The sequence below is a fragment of the Agromyces ramosus genome, assembly GCF_004216665.1.
In the GTDB taxonomy this organism is placed as follows: domain Bacteria; phylum Actinomycetota; class Actinomycetes; order Actinomycetales; family Microbacteriaceae; genus Agromyces; species Agromyces ramosus.
The window spans coordinates 682,357-706,387 of sequence record NZ_SGWY01000001.1 but is presented as its reverse complement, the minus strand read 5'-3'; the positions used below and the strand labels follow the sequence as shown (position 1 = coordinate 706,387).

Genomic DNA, 24,031 nt, shown 5'->3' with positions numbered 1-24,031 from the left:
TCGCGAGCGGCCCCCGGCCGGGCACCGAACGAGGTGCGCGGCCGGGCTCAGATGACGACGTCCGCCGCCTGGGCGGGCACGCCGGCGTACCGCGCGTCGACCAGGATCGGGAGGTGGTCGGACGACCCGCGCGGCAGGGTCTCGACCCGGTCGATGTCGAAGCCGACGGAAGTCGCGAGGTCGAAGTGCCCGCGGAAGAACTTGTAGCGCGTGTACGTGCGGCTGTCGCTGAGGGTCAGCTCGTAGCCGACCTCGCGGACCTTCTCGGCGAGGTTGTCCTTGAAGACCGGGTAGTTGTAGTCGCCGACCATCAGCGTCGGCAGCCCCGGGCCGAGGAACTGGAGCTGCGCGAGCGCCGACTTGATCTGGTGGCGACGCAGGGAGTTCAGCGCGGTGAGCGGCGCCGCATGGAACGAGGCCACGACGAGTTCGCGCTCGGCCTCGAGGTCGAGCAGGCGCACCCCGATGAGCCGTTCGTGGGCGGGGCGCAGCAGGTGGTCGTGCAGCGACTTCTTGAGCGCGAAGCTCCGCACGACCCGGAACTCGTATCGATCGGGGCGGTAGTACACGGCGAGCCCGAGCCGGTTGCCCGACGTCGACATGGCGAGCTCGAGGTGACCGAGGCGCTGCGGGAGGTCGGTGGTGTCGCACTCCTGCAGGCACATCAGATCGGGGGAGTAGCGCTCGTCGAGCGCCGCGAGCTCGTTGATGGCCCGATGCTTCCGGAGGTTGTAGCTGACGACCTTCACCCGCTCAGCCTACGCAGCGCCGGGGCACCTGTGACGCGCTTGACAGCATGCTCCCGGATTCCCGATCGCGTCGTCGGAGCCCGCTGCAAAACTGAGGAATCCTTGACGTTTACGCCGCGCAGGAGGAGGCTGGGCCGGTGCTGCCTCCTCGCAGCGACATCCGTGATCCTGCGCAGGGCGGCGCCCCGGGGTCGCACCGCTTCCGCGGCGTGGCCGACGGCTCGACATGCATTGGGGATGCAGGACATGGGTACGAGACGAGCGGCGATCATCGCCGCGATCATGACGGCTGCACTGGTGCCGGCGGTGCTCCTGCCGACGACGGCCAACGCGGTCCCGCCGGGCGAGCGTCCCGAGCCGGTCGCCGAGGTGCTCGCCACCGGGCTGGCCGGTCCGATCGGCAGCACCATCGGCCCCGATGGTGCGCTGTACGTCGCCGACCGGGCAGGCGGCGAGGTCGTGCGCATCGACACGACCACCGGCGCGACGACGCCGTTCGCGACTGGCCTGCCGATCACGGCGCCGGGCGGCGTCTTCGACGTCGCCTTCATCGGCGAGACGGCGTACGTGCTCATCAGCGTCGTCGGTCCCGACGTGGGCGGCAGCGACACCGGCGGCATCTACCGCGTCGACGACGTCGACTCCACGACGCTCATCGCCGACACCGCCAACTGGTCGATCGAGAATCCGCCGGACGCCGACTACTTCGTGCCGAGCGGCGTGCAGTACGCGTTCGTGCCGTACGGTGACGGGTTCCTCGTCACCGACGGGCACCACAACCGGCTGCTGTTCGCCGACCTCGACGGCGAGGTCAGCGAGGTTGCCCAGTACGGGAACATCGTCCCCACGGGCCTGCAGGTCGACGGCGCGAAGGTGTTCATGGCCGAAGCGGGGCCGATCCCGCACGACCCGGCCACCGGCAGGGTGGTCGTCATCGATCCGAGCCATCCGTCGTCGCCGCGTGCCGTGGCGGCGGGCTCCAGCCTCATCGTCGACGTCGAGGCGGCCTCGTGCGGCTACTACGCCCTCTCGCAGGGCGACTCGCCGGGAGACGTGGAACCAGGCTCGCCGGGTCTCCCCGACAGCGGCGAGCTCCTGCGCGTCAACGGCAACGGCACGTTCACGGTCATCGTGGACGACCTCGATCGTCCGACGTCATTGTCGTTCGTCGGCGACACGGCGTTCATCGTGACGCTCGGGGGAGACGTGCTCGTCGTCGACGATGTCGCCCCCGACCGTCACGGCATGTGGGGAGGGTGCGGGCCCAAGGGCCAGGGCTGACGCGACGCGCGGCGCGGCCCTCGCGGTGGCCGGCTCGTCGGCGAGCTCCTGCGGGCAGGCCGCCGTGGCCGTGACCGCACGCCCATCCGTCTAGGTCCGGCGATCCGGCCCCGCATCGACGCGTCCGGTCTGGTACGCCCAGATCGCGACCTCGACGCGGTTGCGTGCGCCGATCTTGGCCATGAGGCTCGCGAGGTGCGTCTTCACGGTGCTCAGCGAGATGTGGAGCTCGGCGGCGATCTCGGTGTTGCCGAGCCCCCGCGCGACGGTCGCGAGCACCTCCTCCTCGCGCGGCGTGAGCGGCTCGATCGGCTGCACCGGGCGCGACGTGCGCCCACCCGCAGTCGAACCGGAGAACGTCCGGATCAGGCGCACGGTGACGTTCGGATCGATGAGGGCGTCGCCGCGGGCGGCGGCGTGCACGGCCTGGGCGAGCAGCGTTGCTCCCGCGTTCTTCAGGAGGAAGCCCCGGGCTCCCGCGCGCAGCGCCGCGTACACGTACTCGTCGAGGTCGAAGGTGGTGATCACGACGACCGGGACGGGGTCGTCGACGCCCGGCCCGGCGAGGGCGAGCGTCGCCTCGAGGCCGTCCATCACCGGCATCCGGATGTCGAAGAGGCACACGTCGGGGCGGATGCTCCGCGCGAGCGCCACGGCCTCCGCACCGTCGGCCGCCTCGCCCACGACTTCGATGTCGGGCTGCGCATCGAGGATCATCCGGAGCCCGGTGCGCACGAGCTCCTGGTCGTCGGCGATGAGCACGCGCACGCTCGTGTCGACGCTCACGTCGACCAGCCCGACCGTGGAAGCACGGCCGACACGGCCCATCCGCCTCCGGACGCGGGGCCCGCCTCGCAGGTGCCGCCGAGCAGGGTCGCCCGCTCGGCCATCCCCGTCATCCCGTAGCCGGCGGCGGCGGATGCCACGGGGTCGCCGTCGTCGCGCACGTCGAGCCGGATCGCCGCCTCGTCCACCTCCACGCGCACGTCGACGCGGGTGGCACTGCGCGCGTGGCGCCGGGCGTTCGTCACCGCCTCCTGCGCGAGGCGATACACCGCGGCGGCGACGGTGGGGGGAACGGCCTCGACGTCGCCGACGAGTCGGACCTCGACGGTCGGCCCGCGACCGGTGCCGGCGTGCGCGAGCGCGCGGAGATCGGAGAGCCCCGGACCCGGCGATCGATCGGCGACGTCGTCGCGACGGAGCACGCGGACCATGGAGCGCATCTCGTCGAGCGTACGGGAGGCCTCGCCCTCGATGACGCGCAGCACCTCGACGGCGGCGGCGGGATCGGTGGCCGCCACCGCCGTGCCGGCCTGCGCCTGGATGGCGATCGCGGAGACGTGATGGGCGACGGTGTCGTGGAGGTCGCGGGCGAGCTGCTCGCGCTCGAGGAGCTTCACGCGGTCGATCTCCCGAGCCCGTGCCGCCGCCCGCCAGCGGAAGGCCACGCCGAGGCTGACCGTCGCGGCCACGACGGCCAGGCCCCCGATGACATCGCCGATGGCGGTCGGGGCGAGCGCGAACGACAACGCGGATGACGCGAGCATGATCGCGCCCGCCGCCGCCATCGCGCGTCCCGAGCCCCACCGCACGACGGCGTACACGAGCAGCAGGAAGTACGCCGTCGTGACGAGCTGCGGGTCGCCGCCGGTCGCCAGAGTGAAGACCGACCCGACGCCGAACGCGATGGCGAGCATCGCCAGCGGGTGCGTCCGGCGCCACAGCAGGGTCGGCACGAGTGCGACGAGCACGCCCACCCAGAGCCAGCGCCACGGCACGTCGTCGGGGCGCACCGCCGCCTCGAAGATCGCGACGAGCGGCAGCACGGCCACCAGCACCCAGTCGCGCCAGACACGCCGGGGTGGCGGCGGCACGGCGGCCGGTGCGTCCCAGAGCGAGCGGAGGGGGCTCGTCATGCCCTCATGATAGGGGCGCACGAGCTGCGCCGGATCGGCCGGCCGAACGGGACGGGCCACCGCGGCGAGCGGCCCGACGACGGATGACGACCTCGGCCACGGCGAGGTTGATCACCCAGCCGGCGCCCATGAGCAGCGCGTGGATCGCCTCATCCGGAGCGCCGAACACCAGGGTCCACGGCAGGAAGGTGAACACCTGCGTCCCGGCGCCGAGGCCGATCGCGTAGGCGCGGGTCATCCATGCGCTGTGCGTGACGACGTCGCCGCGCCGGATCGCGACGAACGCGAACACGATGCCCGCTGCCATCGCCGAGCCGAAGCCGAGGCGCATCACGAAGAGCGCGACGCCGTTCACGGCGGGCAGGTCGTAGAAGAGCGTCATCCAGATCGCCGAGAGCGCCGAGAGCAGTCCGGCCGGCACCAGCACGCGCCCGGCGAGGCGGTGCCAGCGTCGGCGGCGCAGGGAGGGCGCGAACTGCAGCGCCCCGAGCAGCAGGAACACCGTCGAGGCGACGATGTGCACCACGACCGGAACCGGCGAGTCGAGGAACCGGGCGTTCTCGGGAGTGACCGTGCCGCCGCTCGCCAGCTCGGTGAGCCGCATTGACCCGGCGAGCACCGGGACGAGGCTCAGGAGGATGAGTCCGGCGGGGGCCAGCCACTCGCGTCGCGGCTTCGCCGGCGGTGGGGAGGGGATCGGCGGGCGGATGCGCGCCCACGGGTGCGCGGAGGATGCGGTCATGCCTCAATGCTCGGGAGCCACGCCGTTCGGGGCATCGGCGGATCGGCCCGAATCGCCTCGTCCGATCGGCCGAGTCGCACGTCAGCCGGCCGTTCGCGCGTCGTCGGTCGCCGCGGTTCGAAGTCGTGTCCTTCCGGTCGCGCGCTGGTGCGGTCGGTGCGGTGGCGCGGTCCGTCGTGCGGTGGCGTGGTCGTGCGGTGGTGCGGTTGTGCGGTGGTGCGGTCCGTCGTGTGGTGGCGCGGTGGTGCGGTGGTGCGGTTGTGCGGTGGTGCGGTCCGTCGTGTGGCGGTGCGGTGGTGCGGTTGTGCGGTGGTGCGGTCCGTCGTGTGGTGGTTCGGTGGTGCGGTTGTGCGGTTGTGCGGTGGTGCGGTCCGTCGTGTGGTGGTGCGGTGGTGCGGTTGTGCGGTTGTGCGGTTGTGCGGTGGTGCGGTGGTGCGGTTGTGCGGTGCCGCAGTGGTGCGGTCCGTCGCGCGGTGGCGCGGTGGCGCGGTGGCGCGGTGGTGCGGTGGTGCTGTGGTGCGGTGGTGCTGTGGTGCGGTGGTGCGGTGGTGCTGTGGTGCGGTGGTGCTGTGGTGCGGTGGTGCTGTGGTGCGGTGGTGCTGTGGTGCGGTGGTGCTGTGGCGCGGTGGTGCTGTGGCGCGGTGGTGCTCTGGTGCTCTGGTGCTCTGGTGCTCTGGTGCTCTGGTGCTCTGGTGCTCTGGTGCTCTGGTGCGGTTGTGCGGTTGTGCGGTCGTCGTGCGGTGGTGCGCTTGTGCGGTCCGTAGTGCGGTGGTGCGGTTGTGCAGTCCGTCGTGCGGTGGCGCGGTCGCATGGCCGCGCGGTCGTGCGGCAGTGCAGCGGAAGTCGTATCGGCGCACGCGAGTCGCCAACTGCAGGTACCCCCTGCAGCGGGTCTGCCGAATCGACAGCACGCACCGCCGCACGCCTCCGCACGGGGCATCCGCCCAGCCGCGCCCGCCTAGGCTGGAGGGCATGCTGCTCGCCCTCATCCGCCACGGACAGACCGACTGGAACCTCGCGGGCGTCATGCAGGGGCGCACCGACATCCCGCTCAACGACACGGGTCGCGCACAGGCGCTCGCCGCGGCATCCGCCCTGGCGGGCGCGCCGTGGGACGCGGTCGTGAGCTCGCCCCTCGTGCGGGCGCGCGAGACCGCGCAGGTCATCGCGACGACACTCGGCCTGCCGCTCGGCGCCAGCTACGACGAGCTCGTCGAACAGGACTTCGGCGCGGCGGAGGGGACGCCCGTCTCGGAGCTGTACGTGCGCTGGCCCGACCGCGACTTCGCCGGCAAGGAGCCCGACGAGGAGGTCGGACCGCGCGGCCTGCGCGGCATCGAGCGGATCGCGCGCGACCACGACGGTGCACGCGTGCTCGTCGTCGCGCACGGCACTCTCATCCGCCACACGCTCGCCGAGATCAGCGGGCACGAGGCGGCCCACTACCCGAAGCTCGACAACGCCTCGTCGTCACATGTGCGGCGCACGGATGCCGCGTGGCAGGTGCTCTCCGTGGGTGGCGTCGACTTCGAGCGGGTGCGCCTCGAGATCGAGCAGCGCGAGGCGGAGCTCCGGCTCGCCGGCTGAGCCGGTCACCGCGGCCCCGGGCTCGATTCTCGCTGCCGGGCCCGCTCCAGCCCGTCGAGCAGGAGGTCGAGCCCGAACTCGAACTCGAACTGGTCGTCGCACCATCCGAGCGTGGAGTCGGGGTCGTCGTGCCGCACGACCGAGAGCATCGCGGCGAGGTGGGGCACCTGCGCGGCCATCTGCTGGAGCTGCTCGGAGTCACCGGACGCCGCGTCACCGCCGTCCTCCTCGCCGAGCTCCTGCGAGAACCCGAACATGCGGCTGCCGAGTGCGTGCATGGAGTGGTGGATGAGGTCGTACGAGAAGCCGCCGGATCGCAGGGTGCCCACCACCGAGTCGACGTAGCGGGCGGTCGTGAGGCCGAGCCCGTGGCGCGAGTCCATGACCCCCGGCGCCCACGGATGCCGCAGCATCACGCCGCGCGCCGCGAGGATGCGCGTGCGCAGCGAGGCCTTCCACGCGGCGTCCGCGTCGGGCACGTCGAATCCGCCCGTCGCCGCCTCGACCTCGGCGAACACGAGCTCGACGATGCCGTCGAGGATCGCCTCCTTGTTGGGCACGTGGTAGTAGAGCGACATGGGCTCGACGCCGAGCTGCTCGGCGAGGCGGCGGATCGTCAGCGCGTCGATGCCGCCGGCGTCGGCGAGGTCGACGGCCGTCTGCAGCACCCGCTCGCGCGTGAGCGGGGTGCGGCCCTCGGCGCTGCGCGCGGCGTTCCGCGCGGCGCTCTGTGCGGTGGTCGACGACATCGGCTCGTCCTCCCCTCGTGCTCACCACGCTACAAGCGTGCGACGTGTGCGGGATTCTCCCTCTCGACAACCGTCGGAATCCACGCTACCTTACGTTGTAAGACTTACAACGTAAGGCAGGTGCAGCTCATGGAAGCCACGATGACGCAGACGACGACGATGCGGGCCGCGGTGATCCACCGCTTCGGTGGGCCCGAGGTCGTGCAGGTCGAGCGCGTGCACAAGCCGGTGCCGAAGGCCGACGAGCTGCTCGTGCGGGTGCACGCGAGCACCGTGAGCATCGCCGACCACCGCACGCGCAGCCGCGACCTGCCGAAGGGCATGTGGTTCTACATCCCGCTCGCCCTCGGGGTGTTCCGGCCGCGCAGGCGGGTGCTCGGCATGGATGCCGCCGGGGTCGTCGAGGCCGTCGGCGACGAGGTCACCGGCTTCGCACCCGGCGACGAGGTGATCGCGATGCTCGGAGCGTCGTTCGGCGCACACGCCGAATACGCGTGCGTGCCGCAGGCCGACGCGATCGCGCAGAAGCCCCGCAACCTCACCTTCGAGGAGTCCGCGTCGCTCGTGTTCGGCGGGTACACGGCGCTCGCCTACCTCAACCGCGTGCAGCTCGGCACGGGCTCGGAGGTGCTCGTGAACGGGGCATCCGGTGCCGTGGGCACGGCGGTCGTGCAACTCGCGAAGCAGCGCGGCGCGACCGTCACCGGCGTGTGCAGCGCGGGCAAGGCCGACCTGGTGCGCTCGCTCGGCGCCGACCACGTCATCGATCGCGCCCGTGAGGACTTCGCCGCGAGCGGTCGCACCTACGACGTCATCGTGGAGTGCGGCGGCGACGCCCCGTTCACGCGGGTGGAGCACTCGCTGAGGCCCGGCGGTGCCCTCCTGCTCGTGATCACGGGCCTCGGCGGCATGCTGGCCGCGTCGCGGCAGACGCGTCGCAGCGGAAAGACCGTCACGTTCACGCCCGGGCCCGTCTCGCACGACGACCTTGCAGGGCTCTCGCGCCTCGCCGAGGAGGGCGGGATCCGGCCCGTGATCGACCGCACGTACGACCTGGACGACATCGTCGAGGCCCACCGCTACGTCGACAGCGGCCGCAAGCGAGGCAACGTGGTGCTGCGCATTCCCTGATCCGTCGCTCTTCGAACCCGCCGCGGCATCCGGCGGCGCTCGCAGGTGACGGACGTAGAATTCGGAAATGGAGGCACCGGCCAGCACCACACTGGTCGTCGTCGGTGACGAGGCGACGTCGGCCATCCATGCGCTCGAGGGGTTCGCCAACGTTCGCGCGGCGAGCTTCTCCGGAGCATCCGACGACGAGGTGGCCCGCTGGTCCGCCACCGCGGGTGCACCCTACGTCGTGCACGACCGCGATCCACTCGGTCATGTCGCGGCCGCCTGGGTGGAGTTCTTCGACGACCAGTCCACCTTCGGGGTGCTGGAGCTCGAGATCGATCGCGCCATGGAGGCGGCCGAGCGCCACGCGATGAGCGTTCCCGACTACTACGTGGTGCTGCATCCCGAGACGCTCCCGATCACCTGGAAGCACTGGTGGCTCGGCGTCCTCGCCTCCGAGTCGCCCACGAGGGTCATCCCGTGGCCGACCGGCGACGACTCCCTCGCGCGGTTGCTCCGGCACCTGCCGACCGGGCGAGCCTGGCCCGACGTCGAGTCCTGGCTGCCCCGGGTCGTCGGCGCCGTGCCCGATCGGGTCGGCCTGCCCGGCTCCGGATAGTCCGTCGCCGGCACCCGGATGCCGCGGGCACGAGGCCCGCGGCATCCGTCATCTCATGGCATGCGCGACGTTCGAGCCCCGCTCAGGGGTGCACGCGCAGGTCGACCCACACGAGCCGGTGGTCGCTCGACGGGAACGGGAAGTTGCCCGTGAGCGCCGAGAGCGGGTCGGCGGCGACCGGCCAGAACACGGCCGCGTCGGTCACCCGCAGGTCGCGCGACGGCAGCACGTAGTCGGCACGCAGGTTGCCGGGCGCCGGGTTGTCGTTGAAGTCGGCCGTGTCGTACTTGGGGTCGCCCTCGTGCAGGAGGTTCGCACCGCCCTGGAGCGCCGCCGCCTCGACGGCGCCCGCCGACGTGGGCAGCGGGTCCGTGATGCGCGGGTGGCGCAGCAGTTGGTCGATGGCGGCCGCGACCGAGTCGCCGTCGAGCGGATCGGCGTTCTGGTCGCCGAGGATCACGAACGACTCGCCCGGCGCGAGACCGCCCCTGGCCCCCGCGTCGTCGTAGATGTAGTCCGAGCCCGGACCGGGCTGCACGTAGTCGGCCCAGAACCGGATCTCGTCATGGTTGCGCAGGCCATTGCGGTCCTCGACGCTGTCGAACGTGGGGGGCGTCGGGTGCGAGGCGAGCACGTGCAGGATGTTGCCGCCCACCTCGACGGGGATGTCCCAGTGCGACTTGCTCGACAGGCGGAACACCGCGAGCTCCGCGGGGGAGTACCAGTCGGCGGGCGCGGCCGTGTTCGGGTCGTCGGGCAGCAGCGCGCCGGGCATGTCCTTCCAGAGGAAGCGCTGGAAGGTGCGCACGTCCTCCTCGACGATCGGGTACTTCGAGAGCACGGCCATGCCGAACTGTCCCGGGAACGCGCCGAAGCCGAACGCGTCGTCGCCGTAGCCCGGCGCGAGCGGCGTGGTGACCGTGGCGCCGTTGTTGTTGAGGTCGAAGCCGCTCGCGATGCCGGTGTTCGACGGGGCGACGAAGGCATAGGGGTACTCGACCGCGTCGGCGGTGCCCTGCGGCACCTCGAGGTAGTTCTCGCGGAACAGGTCGGCGGCGACGCCGCCCTCGACGAAGTCGAACTCGTTGAGGAGCACGATGTCGGGGTTCGCGTGCTGGATGATCTCGGCGACCGTCTTCGCCTGCGCGTTCGTGCCGGTCGACAGGTCTGCGACGAGCTGGCCGGGGGCGTTTCGGTTGAGCGAGAGGTTGTAGGTGGCCACGCGCAGCTCGGTCGGGCCGCGCCCGTCGGGCGGTGCCGCGGAGGCCGGTCCGGCCATCGCCGTGACGGCGGCGGCTCCGATCAGCGTGGCGGCGGCGGTCAGTACGGCGGTGGTGCGGCGGCGTCTCGTGGACATGCCCTTCTCCTTCATCGGCGTCATCGGCGGTGTGCGACCACACCCACGTTAGGCATCGATGGTGACGACCGGAAGAACCTGCGGTGGCCGGATGTCCCGTTCTGCTCCTCCCGGTGAGGCCGAGCGGCCCCGGGATCGCTCCAGCGCTCGGCGCTCGGCGCTCAGCGCTCGGCGTAGGCCTTCAGTGCACGGAGCATCCGCTCGCTCTCCTTCGCGTAGCGCCCCACGATGAGCGAGCGCACGAGTCGGAGCCGTGCGGGGATGCCGAGCTCGACGGTGCGCGTCACGCGCGCCCCCATGGCGGTGGCCGCGATCGACATGGACACCGTGCTGTCGATCGTGCCGGCCAGACGGGGGCGCAGGGCCATCGGCTGCCGGAACGCGACGACGTCGGGGCGGGCGAGCGCGATGACGACTCCGTGCCGGACGCCGCGTCGGCTGTGCTCGGCATAGGTCGTGCCGACGGCCACGGGTGGGGGAGCGATCTCGCTCGTGCCCTCATAGTCGCCGGACGACGGCAACCAGCGGCCGTAGCCGTGCAGGTCGCAGACGAGGTCGAACACGACCTCGGGCGATGCTGCGATGTCGATTCGGCGCTCGATCGTCGTCATGGCTCCAGCCTCCCACCGTCGGCGGCGCGCGCGTAGCGTTCGGAGTACGTGCGCAGCAACGGAGCGAGCTCGGGCGGGGACTCGACGGTGAAGTCCATGTTGAGCATGCCGATGTAGGCGGCGATGGTGTCGAGCGAGTCGGCGCCGGTGACGAGCACCGATTCGTCGTCGGACACCGCCTCCACGACGCCGACGGTCGGGTTGATACGCGCGATCACGGCGTCGGCCGGCGCCGCCACGCGGAAGCGCGCGTGCACGTTCCACCCGCTCATCGCGATCGAGCGCATCGCGAAGGCGGTGTAGTCGCCGTCGGGCAGCGGGCTGGGCGAGAAGCGGCGGCGGGTCGGCATCCGCGGTTCGATCCAGTCGGCGCGGAACACGCCCCACTCGCCCGACTGCGGGTCCCGCGCGACGAGGTACCAGCGTCGCTGCCAGCTCAGCAGGCGGTACGGCTCGACGAGCCTCGGCGTGCCGCGGTCGTCGAAGCGGAGCCACTCCTCGTCGCGGATGGCGGCGGCGATCGCGGCGAGCACGGCGTGGTCGACCTCGGGGTCGGGGGCATCCGTGCCGATGTTCTCGGGCGCGCGATCGACCACCGCGCCGATCGCGGCCACGGTCGGGCGCAGGCGCGACGGCAGCACCTGCTCGAGCTTCGCGAGGGCGCGAGCGCTCGACTCCTCGATGCCCGCGATGCCGGTGGCCTCGCGCAGCCCGATCGCCACGGCGACCGCCTCCTCGTCGTCGAGCAGGAGCGGGGGGAGCTTGCCACCGGCGCCCAGCCGGTAGCCGCCGGCCGCGCCGCGCGTGGCGTCGACCGGGTAGTCGAGCTCGCGCAGGCGGTCGATGTCGTTGCGGATGGTGCGGGTGGTGACGCCGAGGCGCTCGGCCAGTTCGGTGCCGCTCCAGTCGGGGCGCGACTGCAGGAGGGAGAGCAGCGCGAGCAGCCGTGCGGCCGTATCGGACATCGGCTCCTCCTTTCCGAAGTATTAGGAACTGAACGTGCCTATATGCACCGTAGCGTCGGAGACATGACGAACACCACCGCTTCCACCGACATCCGTCCCTTCCGCGTCGAGGTCGACCAGGCCGAGCTCGACGACCTCATGGAACGCCTCGCCCGCACCCGGCTCCCGCAACCGGCCCCGGTCGACGACTGGGACTACGGCACCCCGAACGCCTACCTCCGCGACGCCGTCGAGCAGTGGCGCACCACCTACGACTGGCGCGCCGAGGAGGCACGGATCAACGCGTTCCCGCACTTCATCACCGAGATCGACGGGCAGCCGATCCACTTCATCCACGTGCGGTCGCCGCACCCGGATGCCACACCGCTGATCCTCGCGCACACCTACCCCGGGTCATCCGTCGACTACCTCGACATGATTGGCCCGCTCACCGACCCCGTCGCCTATGGGGGTCGCGCCGAGGACGCCTTCGACGTCGTGGTGCCGGATGCCCCGGGCTACGGTTTCTCGAATCCGGTGACCGAGACGGGGTGGGCGATGCCGCGAGTCGCCCGCGCGTACGACGAGCTCATGCACCGGCTGGGGTACTCGGAGTACGGCATCCACGGCTCGGACAACGGCGCGCTCGTGGCCCGCGAGCTCGGCCTGCAGAATCCCGAGGGCTTCCTCGGCCTGCACGTGCTGCAGCTGTTCTCGTTCCCGTCGGGCGACCCGAGCGAGTTCGAGCGCCTCGAGCCGCAGGACTACGCGGGACTCGAGCACATGCAGTGGTTCCAGTCGGTCGGCGGCTACAACACCATGAACGCCTCGCGGCCGCAGACCGTGGCCGTGGGCCTCAGCGACTCCCCGGTCGCACTCCTCGCCTACAGCGAGCTGTTCAACTCCTTCGGCAACGGCACCGCGCTCGTGCCGCTCGAGCAGATCCTCACCGAGGTCAGCGTGAACTGGTTCGCGAACGCCGCGGCCGGCATGAGCCGCAGCTACCTCGAGAACGCCCGCCTCGAGGCGGAGCCGCAGGTGAACGCGGCGCCCACCGGGGTCGCGGTCTTCAAGGACGACTTCCAGACGATCAAGGTGTTCGCCGAGCGCGACAACTCGAACATCGTGCACTGGAGCCGGTTCGAGGAGGGCGGTCACTACGCCGCGCTCGAGCGCCCCGAGCTCGTCGTCGGCGACATCCGGGCGTTCTTTGGCTCGCTGCAGGGCTGACCCCGCCGTCAAGAAGGACGGATGCCGCGGGCACGGGCTCGCGGCATCCGCTCGCGTCAGGCGAGGTCGCTCACTCGGCAGGCGGCAGCGCCCGCGCCCGGATCCGCAGCACGACGAACTCGGCCGGACGGATCGGGGCGAAGCCGACCAGCACCACGAGCTCACCCGCGGCGCGCTCGCGCTGCGTCGTGGTCTCGCGGTCGCAGCGCACGAAGTACGCATCCGACGCCGAGTGACCGTGGAAGGCCCCCGCCCGGAACAGGTCGTGGAGGAAGGCGCCGACGGACTCCCGGACCTCCCGCCACAGCGGCTCGTCATTCGGCTCGAACACCGTCCACTGCAGTCCGCGCTCGATGCTCTCCTCGAGGAACAGCGCCGTGCGGCGCACGGGCACGTACTTCCACTCGCCGGCGGCGGGGTCGCCCGCCGCGAGCGTGCGAGCGCCCCACACGATCGGCCGGCGGCCGGGGAAGCGGCGCAGGGCATTGACGCCCTTGGCGCCGAGCTCCCGCACGTCGTCCTGCTCCAGGAGGAACTCGAGGTCGTCGGCTCCGCGGAGCTCGGCCTCCTGGCCCGCGGGCGCGGCCCACACGCCCTGCGCCGCATCCGTGCGGGCGATGACGCCCGCCACCGCGCCCGAGGCGGGATAGGGGTCGATCACGCCGACCTGCGTCGGGTCGGCGCGACGAAGGCGCGGGGCGTAGAGCGCGGCGTTCGGGCTCGCGGTGCCGACCGCCGTCACCGCGCCGTCCGCCAAGGCCGCGGTCATCGCCTCGGCGCTCGTCCACGTCGACGGCGGGTCGACGAGGAGCATGGCCCGTCGGCGCCCGCAGTATGCGACCGCCTCGGCGACGATCTCGCGAGCGTCATCCCGGTCGGCGGACTCCGCGGGAAGCACGAGCAGGTTGACGAGGTCCACCCGCTCGAGGGCTTCGAGCCCCGGGCGGACGCCGTCGATGCCGGCGTCGGCGACGCGGACCGCCACCGCGGACATGCCGCCGTTCTCGAAGAAGCTCTTCAGGGCGCGACCCAGGGGACGAGCCCGGAAACGGTCGAAGAGCTCGTCCTCGTCGGTGCCCCAGCCGTCGAACGTGTCCGGCGTGTCGAAGGGGCCCGTCTCGGCGAGCCCGACGAAGGCGGCCACGTTGGTCCCGACGCCCTCGATCGGTCGTGTCATGGAGCCCTCCCGCCCTTCGAGACGATGCGTCGGTGGATGCCTCGTCGCGAGCCTCCTCCCGGGCTCGCCCGGCGTCAAGGGAAGGCGGGGATCCGGCGGCGACGGCGAAGGCGCGGGGCAGGAACTCCGCGCCCTCGCGTCGTGATGCCGCCCCGCTGCCTCAGGCCATGCCGGCCAGGTGCGCGAGCCGATCCAGTCCACCGCTCAGGTCGGCTTGCAGGCGGTCGAGCACCTCGACGAGATCGGCGGACCCGGCCCGTTCGGGTGGGATGCGCGCCGGGTTGAGCGCGACCGTGGACGCCCAGGCCGTGATGTCGGGCTCCGCTCCGAACGACCTCGAGGCGCGGGCGCCCATGACGGTCATCCGCGCCCACCCGGCGAGCGAGTCGCCGTAGGGCGTCGGCGGGCACAGCCGGTTCTTCTCGGCGTCGTCGTCGCGGGTCGCCTCCACGTACCCGACGAGCGCCGCGCCGAAGCACGGGAAACCCGACCTGATCGGCTGGAGCGTGATCGCCTCGGGCCGCCACACCGGCACGAGCGGCGGATATCGCAGGCCCTCACCCGCGCAGTGCACCACGAGGGCGTCGTCGGCGATCGCGACCGACGCGTCCGCGAACGCGATGCGTCCCCGGTCGACCCGTGCGATGTGCCCGTGCCGCACGACGTGCTCGATCGTGCGCAGCCGTTCGAGTTCCCAGGTTGCGAGTGTGGGCGTCTTGGCCATGGTGGGCGTGACGGATCGGTCGATGCGCAGCATGATCCCGGCCTCCTCCAGCCGCAGGAACAGGTCGTCGAGGGATGCCGCCCGGGTCGCCGCGCGCATCGTGTCGGCCACCATGCCGAGGAAGACCGTCGGCTCCGGCTGGATCACGGCACGGTTGAGCATCCACGGATCGCGCGGCCGTACCCAGCAGATCGCGTCGGCATCCACACCGCGCGCCAACAGCCAGACGCACGCGTCGGTCGCGGTCTTGCCCGAGCCGACGATCACGTACTGGCTCGGCGCCTCCGCGACGTGCGCCAGCTCGTTGACCGACACGACCCGCGCACCGTCGCCGACACCGAACGGCGCCGATTGCTCAGCAGGGATCACGGGCGACAGGTGGTGCGCGTCGACGATCCGGCACCGCTCGGCCACCGTGTACTGCTCGCCCGAGACCCGCGAGACGAACGTATGGTCGCCGACGTACTCGCAGCCCGCGAAGAAGTCGACCCGTCCCGACTCGAGCATGCGGTCGGCCAGCATCCGCTCGTAGTATGCGCAGATCTCCGACTTGGTCGCCCGTTCCTGCAGTCCGGCCTCGGGTCCGCGATGCTGCACCCGCCCGCCGCCGAGGAGCGTCGACGCGACGCCGTAGAAGGCGGAGGCCTGATGCAGCCGGACGAACGGGTAGGCCTCGAGCCAGTGCCCGCCCGCACCGTGACGGCGGTCGACGAGCGCCACCCGCACGCCGTCGGCATGGTCGATCAGGGCGTCGGTGAACGCCATCCCAGTGGCGCCGGCGCCCACCACGAGGTAGTCGGCTTCGACCGGGTGGGTCACGAGACCACTGAAGCACTGCGGAGGCGGCGCGTCTACGCGTGTGCCGCGATCACGCGTGAGGTGTGGCCGTCGGCCGCGCGCGCCCGACGACGGGCACCGTTCGCGGAATGCCGGAGCGGCGCCCTCGTCGAGTGGCGCGCTACTTGCGGTGCGTGACGTCGGTGACGTCGTTGCCGGCGCGGTTGGCGACCTTCGCCTTCTTGTCGGCGCGCTTCTCCTTGAGCGTCTTGGAGGCTGCGGTCTTGCTGGACGACTTCTTCGGTGACTTGTCTGACACGGTGACGCCCTTTGATTCGGGAGCCCGGACGGCCCCGTGCTCGCAACCCTATGCCCGCAGGCTGTGAGTCCCTCAGGTGACCGGCCCCGCCGGCCGGCTCGAGGGCTGCGAGCGACGGCGGCCCGGCGCGGTGTGGCGTGCTGTTGCGGTCGGACTTCGCGCTCCCGGCCGCCGCCGCTATCGTCGAGGCATCCGCAATTCATCGCGGTGGTCGGCGCGCCCGCGCCCGGCCGCCGCGCCCCGCCCGGCCTCCGCCGGAGAAGGAACCGCCCCCGGAGATGACCGTGACCTCGTCGAAGCCCAGCCGCGCCGCTCGTGCCGCCGACTGGTGGAGGGCGCAGCGCAGGCTGGTGCTGTGGACGACCGTCATCTCGCTCGCCGCGCTCGTGGTCGTCGTGCTCGTGGCGCGGTGGCTCCGCGAACTGCCGGCGGTGGAGGAGTTCATCGCCACGTACCCTGGCATCGTGCCGCCGCCCGAGGGCACGCCGGTGGGCATCCCCGCGTGGCTCGGCTGGCAGCACTTCCTGAACTCGTTCTTCCTCCTCCTCATCGTGCGCACCGGCTACCAACTGCGTTCGAAGCAGCGGCCGCCCGGCTTCTGGACACGCGACAACACGCGGTGGCCGCGCACCCGGCGCAATCCGCGGCGCATGGGCATCCACCTCTGGTTCCACCTGTGGCTCGACGCGTTCTGGGTGCTCAACGGCGTCGTCTACGTCGTGCTCCTGTTCGCGACCGGGCAGTGGCTTCGCATCGTGCCCACCGACTGGGCGGTGGTGCCGAACGCGCTCTCCGCGGCGCTGCAGTACGCGTCGCTCGAGTGGCCGACCGAGAACTCGTGGGTGGTGTACAACTCGCTGCAGCAGTTGGCCTACTTCACGATCGTGTTCATCGCGTCGCCGATCGCGATCCTCACCGGCCTTCGCCTCTCGTCGGTGTGGCCGCTCGAGGGGCCGCTCGTGCGGGCGTTCCCGGAGAAGCTCGCGAAGGCCCTGCACTACCCCGTGATGCTGTTCTTCCTCCTGTTCACGTTCGTGCACGTCGTGCTCGTGCTCACCACGGGCGCGCTTCGGAAGCTCAACCAGATGTACGCCGCGCGCGACGCCGACGACTGGATCGGGTTCGCGGTGTTCGCGGCATCCGTCGTCGTCATGGTCGTCGCGTGGGTGCTCGCGAAGCCACCGCTGCTGAAGCGGATCGCGGCCACGTCGGGTCGCGTGCAGGGCTGACGTCGGATGCCGCGAGGCCGACGCCCCCGTGACGCCCGGGCCGCGGCGCGGTAGCGTGCGGTGGTGGCCACCCCGCTGATCGGCGACGACGAGCTCGACGAACTCGAGCGCGACTTCCTGGCGCGGGTGCGCGGGCGCGTGCTCGAGATCGGCGCCGGCGACGGCGAGAACTTCGGCGCGTTCGACCCGAGCGTCACGTGGCAGGGGCTCGAACCCGACGCGAAGCGACGCCAGGAGCTCGCCACGCGCGCCCGGGAGTGGCGGCACGAGTCCGTGCCCCTCGACGCGAAGGCCGAGGCGATCCCGCTGCCGGATCATTCCGTCGACGCGGTCGTCGGCACGTACGTGCTGTGCTCGGTGACCGACCCGGCCGCCGCGCTCGCCGAGGTGCGTCGCGTGCTCGTGCCGGGCGGCCGGGTGGTGTTCGTCGACCACGTCGTCGCGCCGGACGGCACCCTCAAGCGGTTCGTGCAGCGGGTGGCCACGCCGATCTCGAAGCGCGTCTGCCACGGATGCCACTGGGACCGCGACACCGAGCGGACGCTCGTCGACGCGGGGTTCGTCGGCGGCGACATCCGCCGCCTGCGCGTGCGCTCGCGGCCGTTCGGGCCGGTGCCGATGCTGCTCTTCGACGGTCGCGCGCCCGGCGGCTGACGAAGCGCAGGACGTTGCGGGGGAGCGGGCTATGCCAGGCGGTGATCCGTCGCCGCTGCCGGACCGACTGCCGCGGCATCCGCCGATCGTCCGGCGGCCGCATCGAGCACCGACCGGGCGAGGATCGTCGACCCGGCGACCGCCGCCGGCATCGTGAGCACGGCGCCGAGCGGAACCATGAAGCACAGCTGCGTCGCGACGCCGAACCCGAGCAGCTTCGCCCGGTGGCCGCGCAGCAGCATCCGCCGGTGCGAGGCCGGGATGCCACGGGCCTCGAACGCCCGTGAGCTGAGCTCCATCGCGAGCAGCCGCCCCGACAGCAGGATGCCCAGCACGGGCGCTGCCACCGCGCCGACCACGGGCAGGAACCCGGTGAGCACCACGCCGATCGACGCGAGCAGCCCGAGCCCGATGAGGGCGGCCGAGTCGCGCACGCCGCGCCAGAACCCGGCGCCCTGCTCGGGGACGCTGCCGCCGAGCTCGAGCTCCATCGCGCGCCAGATGCGCTCGTAGAACGGGTCGCCCACTGCCAGCGTCACGGCGGTGAACGTCACGGCGGCGAGGACGACGGCGGCGCCGAAGAGGATCGCGCCGATCGCGCTGCGGATCAGCGTCGGCCACGGGTCCACCCACTCGTCGGCGAAGGGCGTCAGCCAGCCGGTGAACCCCGGCAGACCGAAGCCCAGCGCGACGAGCGCGCCGAGCACGAGGAGGAACACGATCGCGGCCGGGATGAGGCCGAGCAGCATCACGCCCGGGCGCCGACCCCAGAATCGGAATCCGCGCAGGAGCATCCCCGCACCTGAGAAGAAGCCGCCCACCACGCGCCCAGCCTAGGCTGGTGACCTCCGCGGGTGGCGGGGTTGACGACGGAGGGATCGGCGTGCTGAGAACGGTCGACGTGCGACTCGACGACGGGCGCGTGCTCCGGGCCTACGACAGCGGGGCGGATGCCGCGGCGCGGCTCGTGCTCATGTGGCACCACGGCTCCCCGCAGACGGGTGCCCCGCTCGCGCCGGTGCTGGCCGCGGCCGCGGCACGCGGCATCCGCGTGCTCTCGTACGCACGGCCCGCGTACGGTGGATCGACGCCGCAGCCGGGTCGCGACGTCGCCTCGGCCGCGGCCGACGCGGCCGCCGTCGCGGAGGCGTTCGGCGTCGCGCGATTCGCCGCCATGGGTGCCTCGGGCGGCGGCCCTCACGCGCTGGCGGGGGCCGCGCTGCTGCCGGATCGCGTGACGGCGGTCGTCACGCTCGCCGCCATCGCGCCGTGGACCGACGCGTTCGACTGGTTCGACGGCATGCAGGCGCCCGGCGGCCTGCGCGCAGCGATGGACGGGCGGGAGGCGCGCGCCGGATACGCCGAGACCGAGGAGTTCGACCCCGAGCAGTTCCTGCCCGCGGACTTCGCGGCGCTCGACGGACCCTGGTCGGCGCTCGGCGACGACGTCGCGCGGTCGGCGCAGTTCGGGCCCGACGGGCTCATCGACGACGACGTCGCGTTCGCGAAGCCATGGGGTTTCGAGCTCGAGGCGGTGCGGGCGCCGGTGCTGCTCGTGCAGGGCGAGGGCGACCGGGTCGTCCCGCGGCGGCACGCGTCCTGGATGCTCGGACGGCTGCCGAGGGCGACCCTCTGGATGCGGCTCGACGACGGACACGTCTCGGTGCTCGACACCGTGCCCGACGCGATGGACTGGCTGCTCGAGCGCGGCTCCTGAATCGGGTGACGCCGGGGCGTCAGCCGAGCGAGTCGAGCGCTCCGACCAGGTCGCGGTGCAGGTCGTCGACGTGCTCGAGCCCGACCGACAAGCGCACGAGCCCCTCGGGGATGGTCGGCTGCTCAAGCGGCCAGCGGCGGCGACGTTCGAACGTCGACTCCACGCCTCCGAGGCTCGTCGCGTGCACCCACAGCCGCGTGCGTCCGACGAGGGCGTCGGCCGGATCGGCGCCGCCGCGCACCACGATCGACACGATCGCGCCGAAGCCGGGGTAGCGCACCTCCTCCAGGGCCGGGTGCCCGTCGAGGCGTCGCACGAGCTCCTGCGCGGTGGCCTGCGCGCGCTCGAGGCGCACGGGCAGCGTGCGCAGCCCGCGCAGCGCGAGGAACGCCTCGAGCGGGGCCGGGATCGCGCCGTACAACGAACGGCGCTGCACCAGGGCGGCGGCGAGCTCGTCGGAGGCCGTGACGGCCGCGCCCATGAGCACGTCGCTGTGTCCCGAGATGTACTTCGTGGCCGAATGCACGACGATGTCGGCGCCGTGCTCGAGCGGACGCTGCAGCAGCGGCGTCGCGAACGTGTTGTCGACCGCGACGATGGCGCCGTGCGCGTGCGCGGCACGCACGATCGCCGTGATGTCTGCGACCTCGAGCGCCGGGTTGGTCGGCGTCTCGAACCACACCATCGCGGCATCCGCGCACGCCTCGGCGACGGCCGCCGTGTCGGTGATGTCGACGAACAGCGCCTTCGCCCGGCCGTGCTCCTCGCGCTCCGCCAGCGCGGCGACGGTGCCGGTGTACGAGTGCCGGGGCGCGACGATCGTGCCCCCCGGCTCGACGAGGTCGAACACGGCGGCGATGGCGGCCATGCCGGAGGCGAACGACACGCAGTGGCCGCCCTCGAGCGCACCGAGGGTCTCCTCGAACGCCGTCCACGACGGGTTCCCGTAGCGGCCGTACTCGACCTGGCCGCCAGCCACGTAGGTCGACGTCAGGTGCACCGGCACGCTCATGGGCTGGTCGGGTTCGTGCGGGGGCCGCCCGGCGATGATCGCCATGGTGTCGGGATGCAGGGGCATCTCGTCGTTCGCGTCGTGCACGTTCCAGACCTCCGGGATCTCCGGGCGAGCGGATGCCACGCCTGCGGCAGCGCGCCCCGGCCAGCGTATCCCGGGGTCGGGGTGTGTTTCGGCAGGCGTAGCGGTACCATATGTGAAAGCTGCATTCATATATGAAAGACGGACGAGATGTCGGAACTGCTCGATCGCGGCGCGGCCCGCACCACCTGGATCCGGTCGCGGATGCCCCTGCTCGCCGCGACTCGGCGGGACTTCGCCGAGCGCCGGCCGTTCGCCGGCCGCCGCGTGGGCATGTCGCTGCACGTCGAGCCGAAGACCGCCGTGCTGCTGGAGGTGCTGGCGGCGGGCGGGGCCGAGGTCGTGGCGACGGGCAATCACGGGTCGACGCAGGACGACATCGTCGCCTACCTGCGCAGCCTCGGCATGACCGTGTTCGGCCGACGCAACGACACGCTCGCGGAGCACGAGGCCAACGTCGCCGCCGTCGTCGACGCCCGGCCCGACATCGTGCTCGACAACGGCGCCGACCTCGTGGCGGGCATCGTCGCGGCGGACGCGACCCGCCACGTGATCGGCGGCACCGAGGAGACGACCAGCGGCGGCATCCGCCTGCGCACCGAGCTCGCAGGCCGAGTGCCGTTCCCGACGATCGTGATCAACGACAGCCCGCTCAAGGCGATCGGCGAGAACCGCCACGGGGTCGGCCAGTCGGTGGTCGAGAGCATCATGCGCATCACCAACCTGATGATCCCGGGGCGGCGATTCGTCGTGGCCGGGTACGGCTGGTGCGGGCGGGGCATCGCGCAGTACCTGCGTGCGTTCGGCGGGCGGGTCGCCGTGGCCGAGATCGACGAGATCAAGGCGTTCGAGGCGGCCCTCGACGGGTATCGGGTGGACGACCTCCGCAACCTCGCCGAGTGGGGCGAGTTCTTCATCACCGCCACGGGACACCCGGGCATCGTCACCGAGGAGGTGTTCGACCGGATGCCGAGCGGCGCCGTGCTCGCGAACGCCGGGCACTTCCCGTGGGAGATCGACACGGCCGCGCTCGCCGCCCGCGCCGTCGCCGTGACCGAGCTCGACACGGCGATCGAGCGGGTCGACCTGCCCGACGGGAGGGAGCTCATCCTGCTCGCCGGCGGTCGCATGGTGAACCTCGCCGGGCGCGAGCCGAAGGGCAACTCGCTCGAGGCGATGGACCTGGGGTTCCTCCTGCAGTCCCTCTCGCTCGAGCGGGTCGCGACGGATGCCGGGTCGCTTGCGCCGGGGGCGCAGCCCGTGCCCGACGACCTCGAGCGCGAGATCGCCCGCCGCTTCGTGCGGGCGATGGGCGCGGACCGCTGAGGCCCGCCATGGCCGAACGCACGACCGACTACTCCGCCCCCGCCCTCGACAAGGCGCTCGACATCCTCGAGCTCCTCGCGGCCCAGGCCGGTGGCCTCTCGCAGACCGAGATCGCGGAGGCGGTCGGCCGCAACGTCAGCCAGATCTACCGCGTGCTCGCGACACTCGAGCGCCGAGGCTACCTGACCCGCGACGAGCGTTCGGGTCGGTACGTGCTGTCGATGGCGCTCTTCGACCTGGCGCACCGGCACCCGCCGCTCCGCGGACTCGTGCAGCTCGCGGCGGGCCCCATGCGCGAGCTCGCCGACGCCATCCGGCAGTCCTGCAACCTCGGCGTCGATGACGCCGGGGCGGTGCGCATCATCGCGCAGGCCGAGTCGCCGGCCGACTTCGGCTACCAGGTGCGGGTGGGGGCGCGCTTCCCCCTGGAGTCGACGGCGACCGGGGCGGTGCTCTCGGCGGGGGCGTCGGATGCCGCGGCCGACCTCCTGCCCGGCGAGGCCGAGCAGCTCGCCGACGGCTACCTGACCCGCCCGGATCGGCTGCAAGCCGGCGTCACCGACGTGGTCGTCGCGGTCACCGACCGGATCGGCGGCACCGTCGCGGCGCTCACCGTGCCGTACATCGGCACCTCGTACAGCGCGGTCCGGCTCGACGACGTGGTGCACGCGGCGCGGGCGACCGCGGCGGAGATCTCGGCACGCCTCGGCGGCGGCATCCGCTGAGTCGACGCCGGCTCAGGCGATGGCGCCCTCGGCGAGCAGCGCCTCGAGGCCGAGCCGGAACTCCTCACGACCGCCGTGCGCGGGATGCCGCACGCGCGGCGCCGACCACCCGCTCCTCGCCAGTGCGGAGTGGGCGATGCTGCCGACCGCGACCACCGACCGGATCGGGAAGACCTGCGTCAGCGCCTGCCAGGACCAGGCCCACTCGGAGGTCTCGGTCATGGTCGGAGTGCGGTTCGACCTCGGGTCCCCGGGTCGGTGCGGATGCAGCGGGAAGGCGCTCCACAGCACCGGAAGGAAGTCGAGCGCGACGAGCGTGCGCCACATGACGGTCGCCGTCGGTTCGGCGGCGACGCCCGGGGCATCCGGAACCTCGTAGCCGTTCGCGGCGCCGAGCAGCCCGAACTCCGGGATGCCGCGCTGCAGGAGCACCGTGTTCGTGAACGGGACGCCCGTGATCGCCATGCCGCGATAGCCGGGCGCCTCGCCCACGAGCAGCGTGGTCGGTCGTCGCTCGGAGAGCTGCCCGAGGTACCGCGCGAGGTTCCGACGCCTGATCGCGTTGTCGCTGCGCGTGGCGTCGAACGGGTTCACGCTGCTCGGGCCCGATGGGCTCGCCGCGAGCCGCTCGACGAAGGCCTCGATCGAATCCGGCGTCATGAGCCGTCATCCTACGACTAGCCTCGAAGCATGAGCCGCACCGTCTGGACCGTCATCGGCGTGATCGTCGCGGTGATCGTCGCCTGGTTCCTCGTCGACGTCCTGTTCAGCCTGCTCTGGTTCATCGGCAAGCTCGCGATCGTCGCCGTGGTCGCGGTCGTGGTCTTCTTCGCGCTCCGGTACTTCGTGCGACGCCCCGACGAGCAGAAGTCGATCGAGCGATGACGCGGAAGGCCGGCATCCCGCGGTCGACTCCCGCTCGCTCGATCGGACGCCTCATGCTCGCCGGCGCCCTCGTCTTCGCGGGGGTGAGCCATCTGTTCTGGGCGCGCCGTGAGTTCCGGGCGCAGGTGCCGCCGTGGGTGCCCATCGACGCCGACGCGGTGGTCGTCGGGTCGGGTGTCGCCGAGATCGGCCTCGGAGCGGCGCTCGTCGCGCTCCCGCGCGAGCGTGAGCGCATCGGCGCGATCGTCGCCGCGTTCTTCATCGCCGTGTTCCCCGGCAACCTCGCGCAGTGGGCGGAGCGGCGAAGCGCCTTCGGGCTCACGACCGACCGTGCCCGCTTCATCCGGCTGTTCTTCCAGCCGCTGCTCGTGGCGCTCGCCGTCTGGTCGACGACGCCCGCCGACCGGCGCTCCTGACCCGCAATCGACCCGGTCGCCCGATCGTGTTCGCTCGCGATTCCTCGGGTACTCCGGTACTTCGGCATTGCCGCTCGCGCCT

26 protein-coding genes are annotated in these 24,031 nt (G+C 72.2%); 12 read left to right on the top strand and 14 right to left on the bottom strand.

The features are described 5' to 3' along the window. Nucleotides 1-47 precede the first annotated feature (47 nt). A complete protein-coding gene (locus tag EV187_RS03205; RefSeq protein WP_130351566.1) occupies nucleotides 48-749 on the bottom strand; it encodes an endonuclease/exonuclease/phosphatase family protein in 702 nt (233 codons plus the stop codon). Nucleotides 750-995: 246 nt separating this feature from the next. On the opposite strand from EV187_RS03205, the gene EV187_RS03200 reads away from it, so the two are divergent. After that, entirely contained in the window at nucleotides 996-2,030 is a 1,035-nt protein-coding gene (locus EV187_RS03200; RefSeq protein ID WP_165391090.1) for a ScyD/ScyE family protein, read from the top strand. A gap of 90 nt (nucleotides 2,031-2,120) precedes the next feature. Here the strand turns inward: EV187_RS03200 and EV187_RS03195 are convergent, their stop codons facing one another. Genes EV187_RS03195 through EV187_RS03185 form a run of 3 tightly spaced genes read right to left on the bottom strand, consistent with a single transcriptional unit; the run spans nucleotide 2,121 to nucleotide 4,691 of the window. Continuing rightward, nucleotides 2,121-2,816, bottom strand: a complete 696-nt coding sequence (locus tag EV187_RS03195; protein ID WP_278038596.1) for a response regulator — start codon at nucleotides 2,814-2,816, stop codon at nucleotides 2,121-2,123. Continuing rightward, nucleotides 2,813-3,949: a sensor histidine kinase gene (locus EV187_RS03190; protein ID WP_130351563.1), complete on the bottom strand. Its 1,137-nt coding sequence runs from the start codon at nucleotides 3,947-3,949 to the stop codon at nucleotides 2,813-2,815. Before EV187_RS03190 ends, EV187_RS03195 begins: the two co-directional genes overlap by 4 nt. 4 nt (nucleotides 3,950-3,953) lie before the next feature. After that, complete coding sequence (locus EV187_RS03185; protein ID WP_130351562.1) at nucleotides 3,954-4,691, bottom strand: DUF2306 domain-containing protein; 738 nt, start codon at nucleotides 4,689-4,691, stop codon at nucleotides 3,954-3,956. Between the two features lie 972 nt (nucleotides 4,692-5,663). On the opposite strand from EV187_RS03185, the gene EV187_RS03180 reads away from it, so the two are divergent. Then, entirely contained in the window at nucleotides 5,664-6,278 is a 615-nt protein-coding gene (locus EV187_RS03180; RefSeq protein WP_130351561.1) for a histidine phosphatase family protein, read from the top strand. A gap of 5 nt (nucleotides 6,279-6,283) precedes the next feature. Here EV187_RS03180 and EV187_RS03175 read toward each other — a convergent pair whose 3' ends face one another. Then, nucleotides 6,284-7,027 carry a TetR/AcrR family transcriptional regulator gene (locus EV187_RS03175; protein ID WP_130351560.1) on the bottom strand — a complete coding sequence of 248 codons (744 nt, stop codon included), beginning with the start codon at nucleotides 7,025-7,027 and terminating at the stop codon, nucleotides 6,284-6,286. A gap of 141 nt (nucleotides 7,028-7,168) precedes the next feature. Between EV187_RS03175 and EV187_RS03170 the strand changes: the two genes are divergently transcribed. Both EV187_RS03170 and EV187_RS03165 read left to right on the top strand, forming a co-directional pair. After that, nucleotides 7,169-8,158: an NAD(P)-dependent alcohol dehydrogenase gene (locus EV187_RS03170; protein WP_242609405.1), complete on the top strand. Its 990-nt coding sequence runs from the start codon at nucleotides 7,169-7,171 to the stop codon at nucleotides 8,156-8,158. 67 nt (nucleotides 8,159-8,225) lie between these two features. Beyond that, a complete protein-coding gene (locus tag EV187_RS03165) occupies nucleotides 8,226-8,762 on the top strand; it encodes a hypothetical protein (RefSeq protein ID WP_130351559.1) in 537 nt (178 codons plus the stop codon). A gap of 82 nt (nucleotides 8,763-8,844) precedes the next feature. Here the strand turns inward: EV187_RS03165 and EV187_RS03160 are convergent, their stop codons facing one another. From EV187_RS03160 to EV187_RS03150, 3 genes are all read right to left on the bottom strand, one after another. Next, nucleotides 8,845-10,119: an endonuclease/exonuclease/phosphatase family protein gene (locus tag EV187_RS03160; RefSeq protein WP_130351558.1), complete on the bottom strand. Its 1,275-nt coding sequence runs from the start codon at nucleotides 10,117-10,119 to the stop codon at nucleotides 8,845-8,847. Between the two features lie 161 nt (nucleotides 10,120-10,280). Next, a complete protein-coding gene (locus EV187_RS03155; protein WP_130351557.1) occupies nucleotides 10,281-10,730 on the bottom strand; it encodes an SRPBCC family protein in 450 nt (149 codons plus the stop codon). Next, nucleotides 10,727-11,695 (bottom strand): helix-turn-helix transcriptional regulator, encoded by a 969-nt coding sequence (locus tag EV187_RS03150; RefSeq protein WP_130351556.1) that lies wholly within the window; start codon nucleotides 11,693-11,695, stop codon nucleotides 10,727-10,729. Before EV187_RS03150 ends, EV187_RS03155 begins: the two co-directional genes overlap by 4 nt. A 63-nt stretch (nucleotides 11,696-11,758) precedes the next feature. Here EV187_RS03150 and EV187_RS03145 point away from each other — a divergent pair, with 63 nt between their 5' ends. Then, nucleotides 11,759-12,904: an epoxide hydrolase family protein gene (locus EV187_RS03145; protein ID WP_130351555.1), complete on the top strand. Its 1,146-nt coding sequence runs from the start codon at nucleotides 11,759-11,761 to the stop codon at nucleotides 12,902-12,904. Between the two features lie 70 nt (nucleotides 12,905-12,974). Here EV187_RS03145 and EV187_RS03140 read toward each other — a convergent pair whose 3' ends face one another. The 3 genes from EV187_RS03140 to EV187_RS18285 all read right to left on the bottom strand — a co-directional run bounded on the left by EV187_RS03140 (nucleotide 12,975) and on the right by EV187_RS18285 (nucleotide 15,901). Next, nucleotides 12,975-14,081, bottom strand: a complete 1,107-nt coding sequence (locus EV187_RS03140) for a phage tail sheath family protein (RefSeq protein WP_130351554.1) — start codon at nucleotides 14,079-14,081, stop codon at nucleotides 12,975-12,977. A gap of 160 nt (nucleotides 14,082-14,241) precedes the next feature. Beyond that, nucleotides 14,242-15,624 carry an NAD(P)-binding protein gene (locus EV187_RS03135; RefSeq protein WP_130351553.1) on the bottom strand — a complete coding sequence of 461 codons (1,383 nt, stop codon included), beginning with the start codon at nucleotides 15,622-15,624 and terminating at the stop codon, nucleotides 14,242-14,244. A 139-nt stretch (nucleotides 15,625-15,763) separates the two neighbouring features. After that, nucleotides 15,764-15,901, bottom strand: coding sequence for a hypothetical protein (locus EV187_RS18285; RefSeq protein ID WP_165391089.1), 138 nt, complete (start codon nucleotides 15,899-15,901; stop codon nucleotides 15,764-15,766). A 278-nt stretch (nucleotides 15,902-16,179) separates the two neighbouring features. On the opposite strand from EV187_RS18285, the gene EV187_RS03130 reads away from it, so the two are divergent. Both EV187_RS03130 and EV187_RS03125 read left to right on the top strand, forming a co-directional pair. Beyond that, entirely contained in the window at nucleotides 16,180-17,130 is a 951-nt protein-coding gene (locus EV187_RS03130) for a cytochrome b/b6 domain-containing protein (RefSeq protein ID WP_130351552.1), read from the top strand. Nucleotides 17,131-17,193: 63 nt separating this feature from the next. Continuing rightward, a complete protein-coding gene (locus EV187_RS03125) occupies nucleotides 17,194-17,784 on the top strand; it encodes a class I SAM-dependent methyltransferase (RefSeq protein WP_165391088.1) in 591 nt (196 codons plus the stop codon). A gap of 29 nt (nucleotides 17,785-17,813) precedes the next feature. Here the strand turns inward: EV187_RS03125 and EV187_RS03120 are convergent, their stop codons facing one another. Beyond that, nucleotides 17,814-18,608: an EI24 domain-containing protein gene (locus EV187_RS03120; protein ID WP_242609404.1), complete on the bottom strand. Its 795-nt coding sequence runs from the start codon at nucleotides 18,606-18,608 to the stop codon at nucleotides 17,814-17,816. Between the two features lie 59 nt (nucleotides 18,609-18,667). On the opposite strand from EV187_RS03120, the gene EV187_RS03115 reads away from it, so the two are divergent. Next, nucleotides 18,668-19,501, top strand: coding sequence for an alpha/beta fold hydrolase (locus EV187_RS03115; RefSeq protein ID WP_242609403.1), 834 nt, complete (start codon nucleotides 18,668-18,670; stop codon nucleotides 19,499-19,501). 19 nt (nucleotides 19,502-19,520) lie between these two features. On the opposite strand, the gene EV187_RS03110 is transcribed toward EV187_RS03115, so the two are convergent. Beyond that, nucleotides 19,521-20,600 (bottom strand): trans-sulfuration enzyme family protein, encoded by a 1,080-nt coding sequence (locus EV187_RS03110; RefSeq protein ID WP_341272743.1) that lies wholly within the window; start codon nucleotides 20,598-20,600, stop codon nucleotides 19,521-19,523. Between the two features lie 147 nt (nucleotides 20,601-20,747). On the opposite strand from EV187_RS03110, the gene EV187_RS03105 reads away from it, so the two are divergent. Continuing rightward, on the top strand, nucleotides 20,748-21,923 hold the full coding sequence (locus tag EV187_RS03105) for an adenosylhomocysteinase (RefSeq protein ID WP_130351550.1): 1,176 nt from the start codon (nucleotides 20,748-20,750) through the stop codon (nucleotides 21,921-21,923). An 8-nt stretch (nucleotides 21,924-21,931) separates the two neighbouring features. Then, nucleotides 21,932-22,648, top strand: coding sequence for an IclR family transcriptional regulator (locus tag EV187_RS03100; RefSeq protein WP_130351549.1), 717 nt, complete (start codon nucleotides 21,932-21,934; stop codon nucleotides 22,646-22,648). A 12-nt stretch (nucleotides 22,649-22,660) separates the two neighbouring features. Here EV187_RS03100 and EV187_RS03095 read toward each other — a convergent pair whose 3' ends face one another. Next, complete coding sequence (locus EV187_RS03095) at nucleotides 22,661-23,308, bottom strand: uracil-DNA glycosylase (RefSeq protein ID WP_130351548.1); 648 nt, start codon at nucleotides 23,306-23,308, stop codon at nucleotides 22,661-22,663. Nucleotides 23,309-23,338: 30 nt separating this feature from the next. Between EV187_RS03095 and EV187_RS03090 the strand changes: the two genes are divergently transcribed. Together EV187_RS03090 and EV187_RS03085 are read left to right on the top strand one after the other, a co-directional pair. After that, nucleotides 23,339-23,533, top strand: coding sequence for a hypothetical protein (locus tag EV187_RS03090; protein ID WP_130351547.1), 195 nt, complete (start codon nucleotides 23,339-23,341; stop codon nucleotides 23,531-23,533). Further along, complete coding sequence (locus EV187_RS03085) at nucleotides 23,530-23,949, top strand: DoxX family protein (protein ID WP_130351546.1); 420 nt, start codon at nucleotides 23,530-23,532, stop codon at nucleotides 23,947-23,949. The genes EV187_RS03090 and EV187_RS03085 overlap by 4 nt, the downstream gene beginning before the upstream one ends. Nucleotides 23,950-24,031 lie beyond the last annotated feature (82 nt).

What these genes read in the sequence shown, in the direction of transcription:
- EV187_RS03095 (WP_130351548.1), bottom strand. Translation starts at nt 23,308, where the DNA reads ATGACGCCGGATTCGATCGAGGCCTTCGTCGAGCGGCTCGCGGCGAGC.
- EV187_RS03100 (WP_130351549.1), top strand. Translation starts at nt 21,932, where the DNA reads ATGGCCGAACGCACGACCGACTACTCCGCCCCCGCCCTCGACAAGGCG.
- EV187_RS03145 (WP_130351555.1), top strand. Translation starts at nt 11,759, where the DNA reads ATGACGAACACCACCGCTTCCACCGACATCCGTCCCTTCCGCGTCGAG.
- EV187_RS03085 (WP_130351546.1), top strand. Translation starts at nt 23,530, where the DNA reads ATGACGCGGAAGGCCGGCATCCCGCGGTCGACTCCCGCTCGCTCGATC.
- EV187_RS03130 (WP_130351552.1), top strand. Translation starts at nt 16,180, where the DNA reads ATGACCGTGACCTCGTCGAAGCCCAGCCGCGCCGCTCGTGCCGCCGAC.
- EV187_RS03140 (WP_130351554.1), bottom strand. Translation starts at nt 14,081, where the DNA reads ATGACACGACCGATCGAGGGCGTCGGGACCAACGTGGCCGCCTTCGTC.
- EV187_RS03185 (WP_130351562.1), bottom strand. Translation starts at nt 4,691, where the DNA reads ATGACCGCATCCTCCGCGCACCCGTGGGCGCGCATCCGCCCGCCGATC.
- EV187_RS03160 (WP_130351558.1), bottom strand. Translation starts at nt 10,119, where the DNA reads ATGTCCACGAGACGCCGCCGCACCACCGCCGTACTGACCGCCGCCGCC.
- EV187_RS03155 (WP_130351557.1), bottom strand. Translation starts at nt 10,730, where the DNA reads ATGACGACGATCGAGCGCCGAATCGACATCGCAGCATCGCCCGAGGTC.
- EV187_RS03165 (WP_130351559.1), top strand. Translation starts at nt 8,226, where the DNA reads ATGGAGGCACCGGCCAGCACCACACTGGTCGTCGTCGGTGACGAGGCG.
- EV187_RS03200 (WP_165391090.1), top strand. Translation starts at nt 996, where the DNA reads ATGGGTACGAGACGAGCGGCGATCATCGCCGCGATCATGACGGCTGCA.
- EV187_RS03170 (WP_242609405.1), top strand. Translation starts at nt 7,169, where the DNA reads ATGACGCAGACGACGACGATGCGGGCCGCGGTGATCCACCGCTTCGGT.
- EV187_RS03175 (WP_130351560.1), bottom strand. Translation starts at nt 7,027, where the DNA reads ATGTCGTCGACCACCGCACAGAGCGCCGCGCGGAACGCCGCGCGCAGC.
- EV187_RS03090 (WP_130351547.1), top strand. Translation starts at nt 23,339, where the DNA reads ATGAGCCGCACCGTCTGGACCGTCATCGGCGTGATCGTCGCGGTGATC.
- EV187_RS03150 (WP_130351556.1), bottom strand. Translation starts at nt 11,695, where the DNA reads ATGTCCGATACGGCCGCACGGCTGCTCGCGCTGCTCTCCCTCCTGCAG.
- EV187_RS03180 (WP_130351561.1), top strand. Translation starts at nt 5,664, where the DNA reads ATGCTGCTCGCCCTCATCCGCCACGGACAGACCGACTGGAACCTCGCG.
- EV187_RS03190 (WP_130351563.1), bottom strand. Translation starts at nt 3,949, where the DNA reads ATGACGAGCCCCCTCCGCTCGCTCTGGGACGCACCGGCCGCCGTGCCG.
- EV187_RS03105 (WP_130351550.1), top strand. Translation starts at nt 20,748, where the DNA reads ATGTCGGAACTGCTCGATCGCGGCGCGGCCCGCACCACCTGGATCCGG.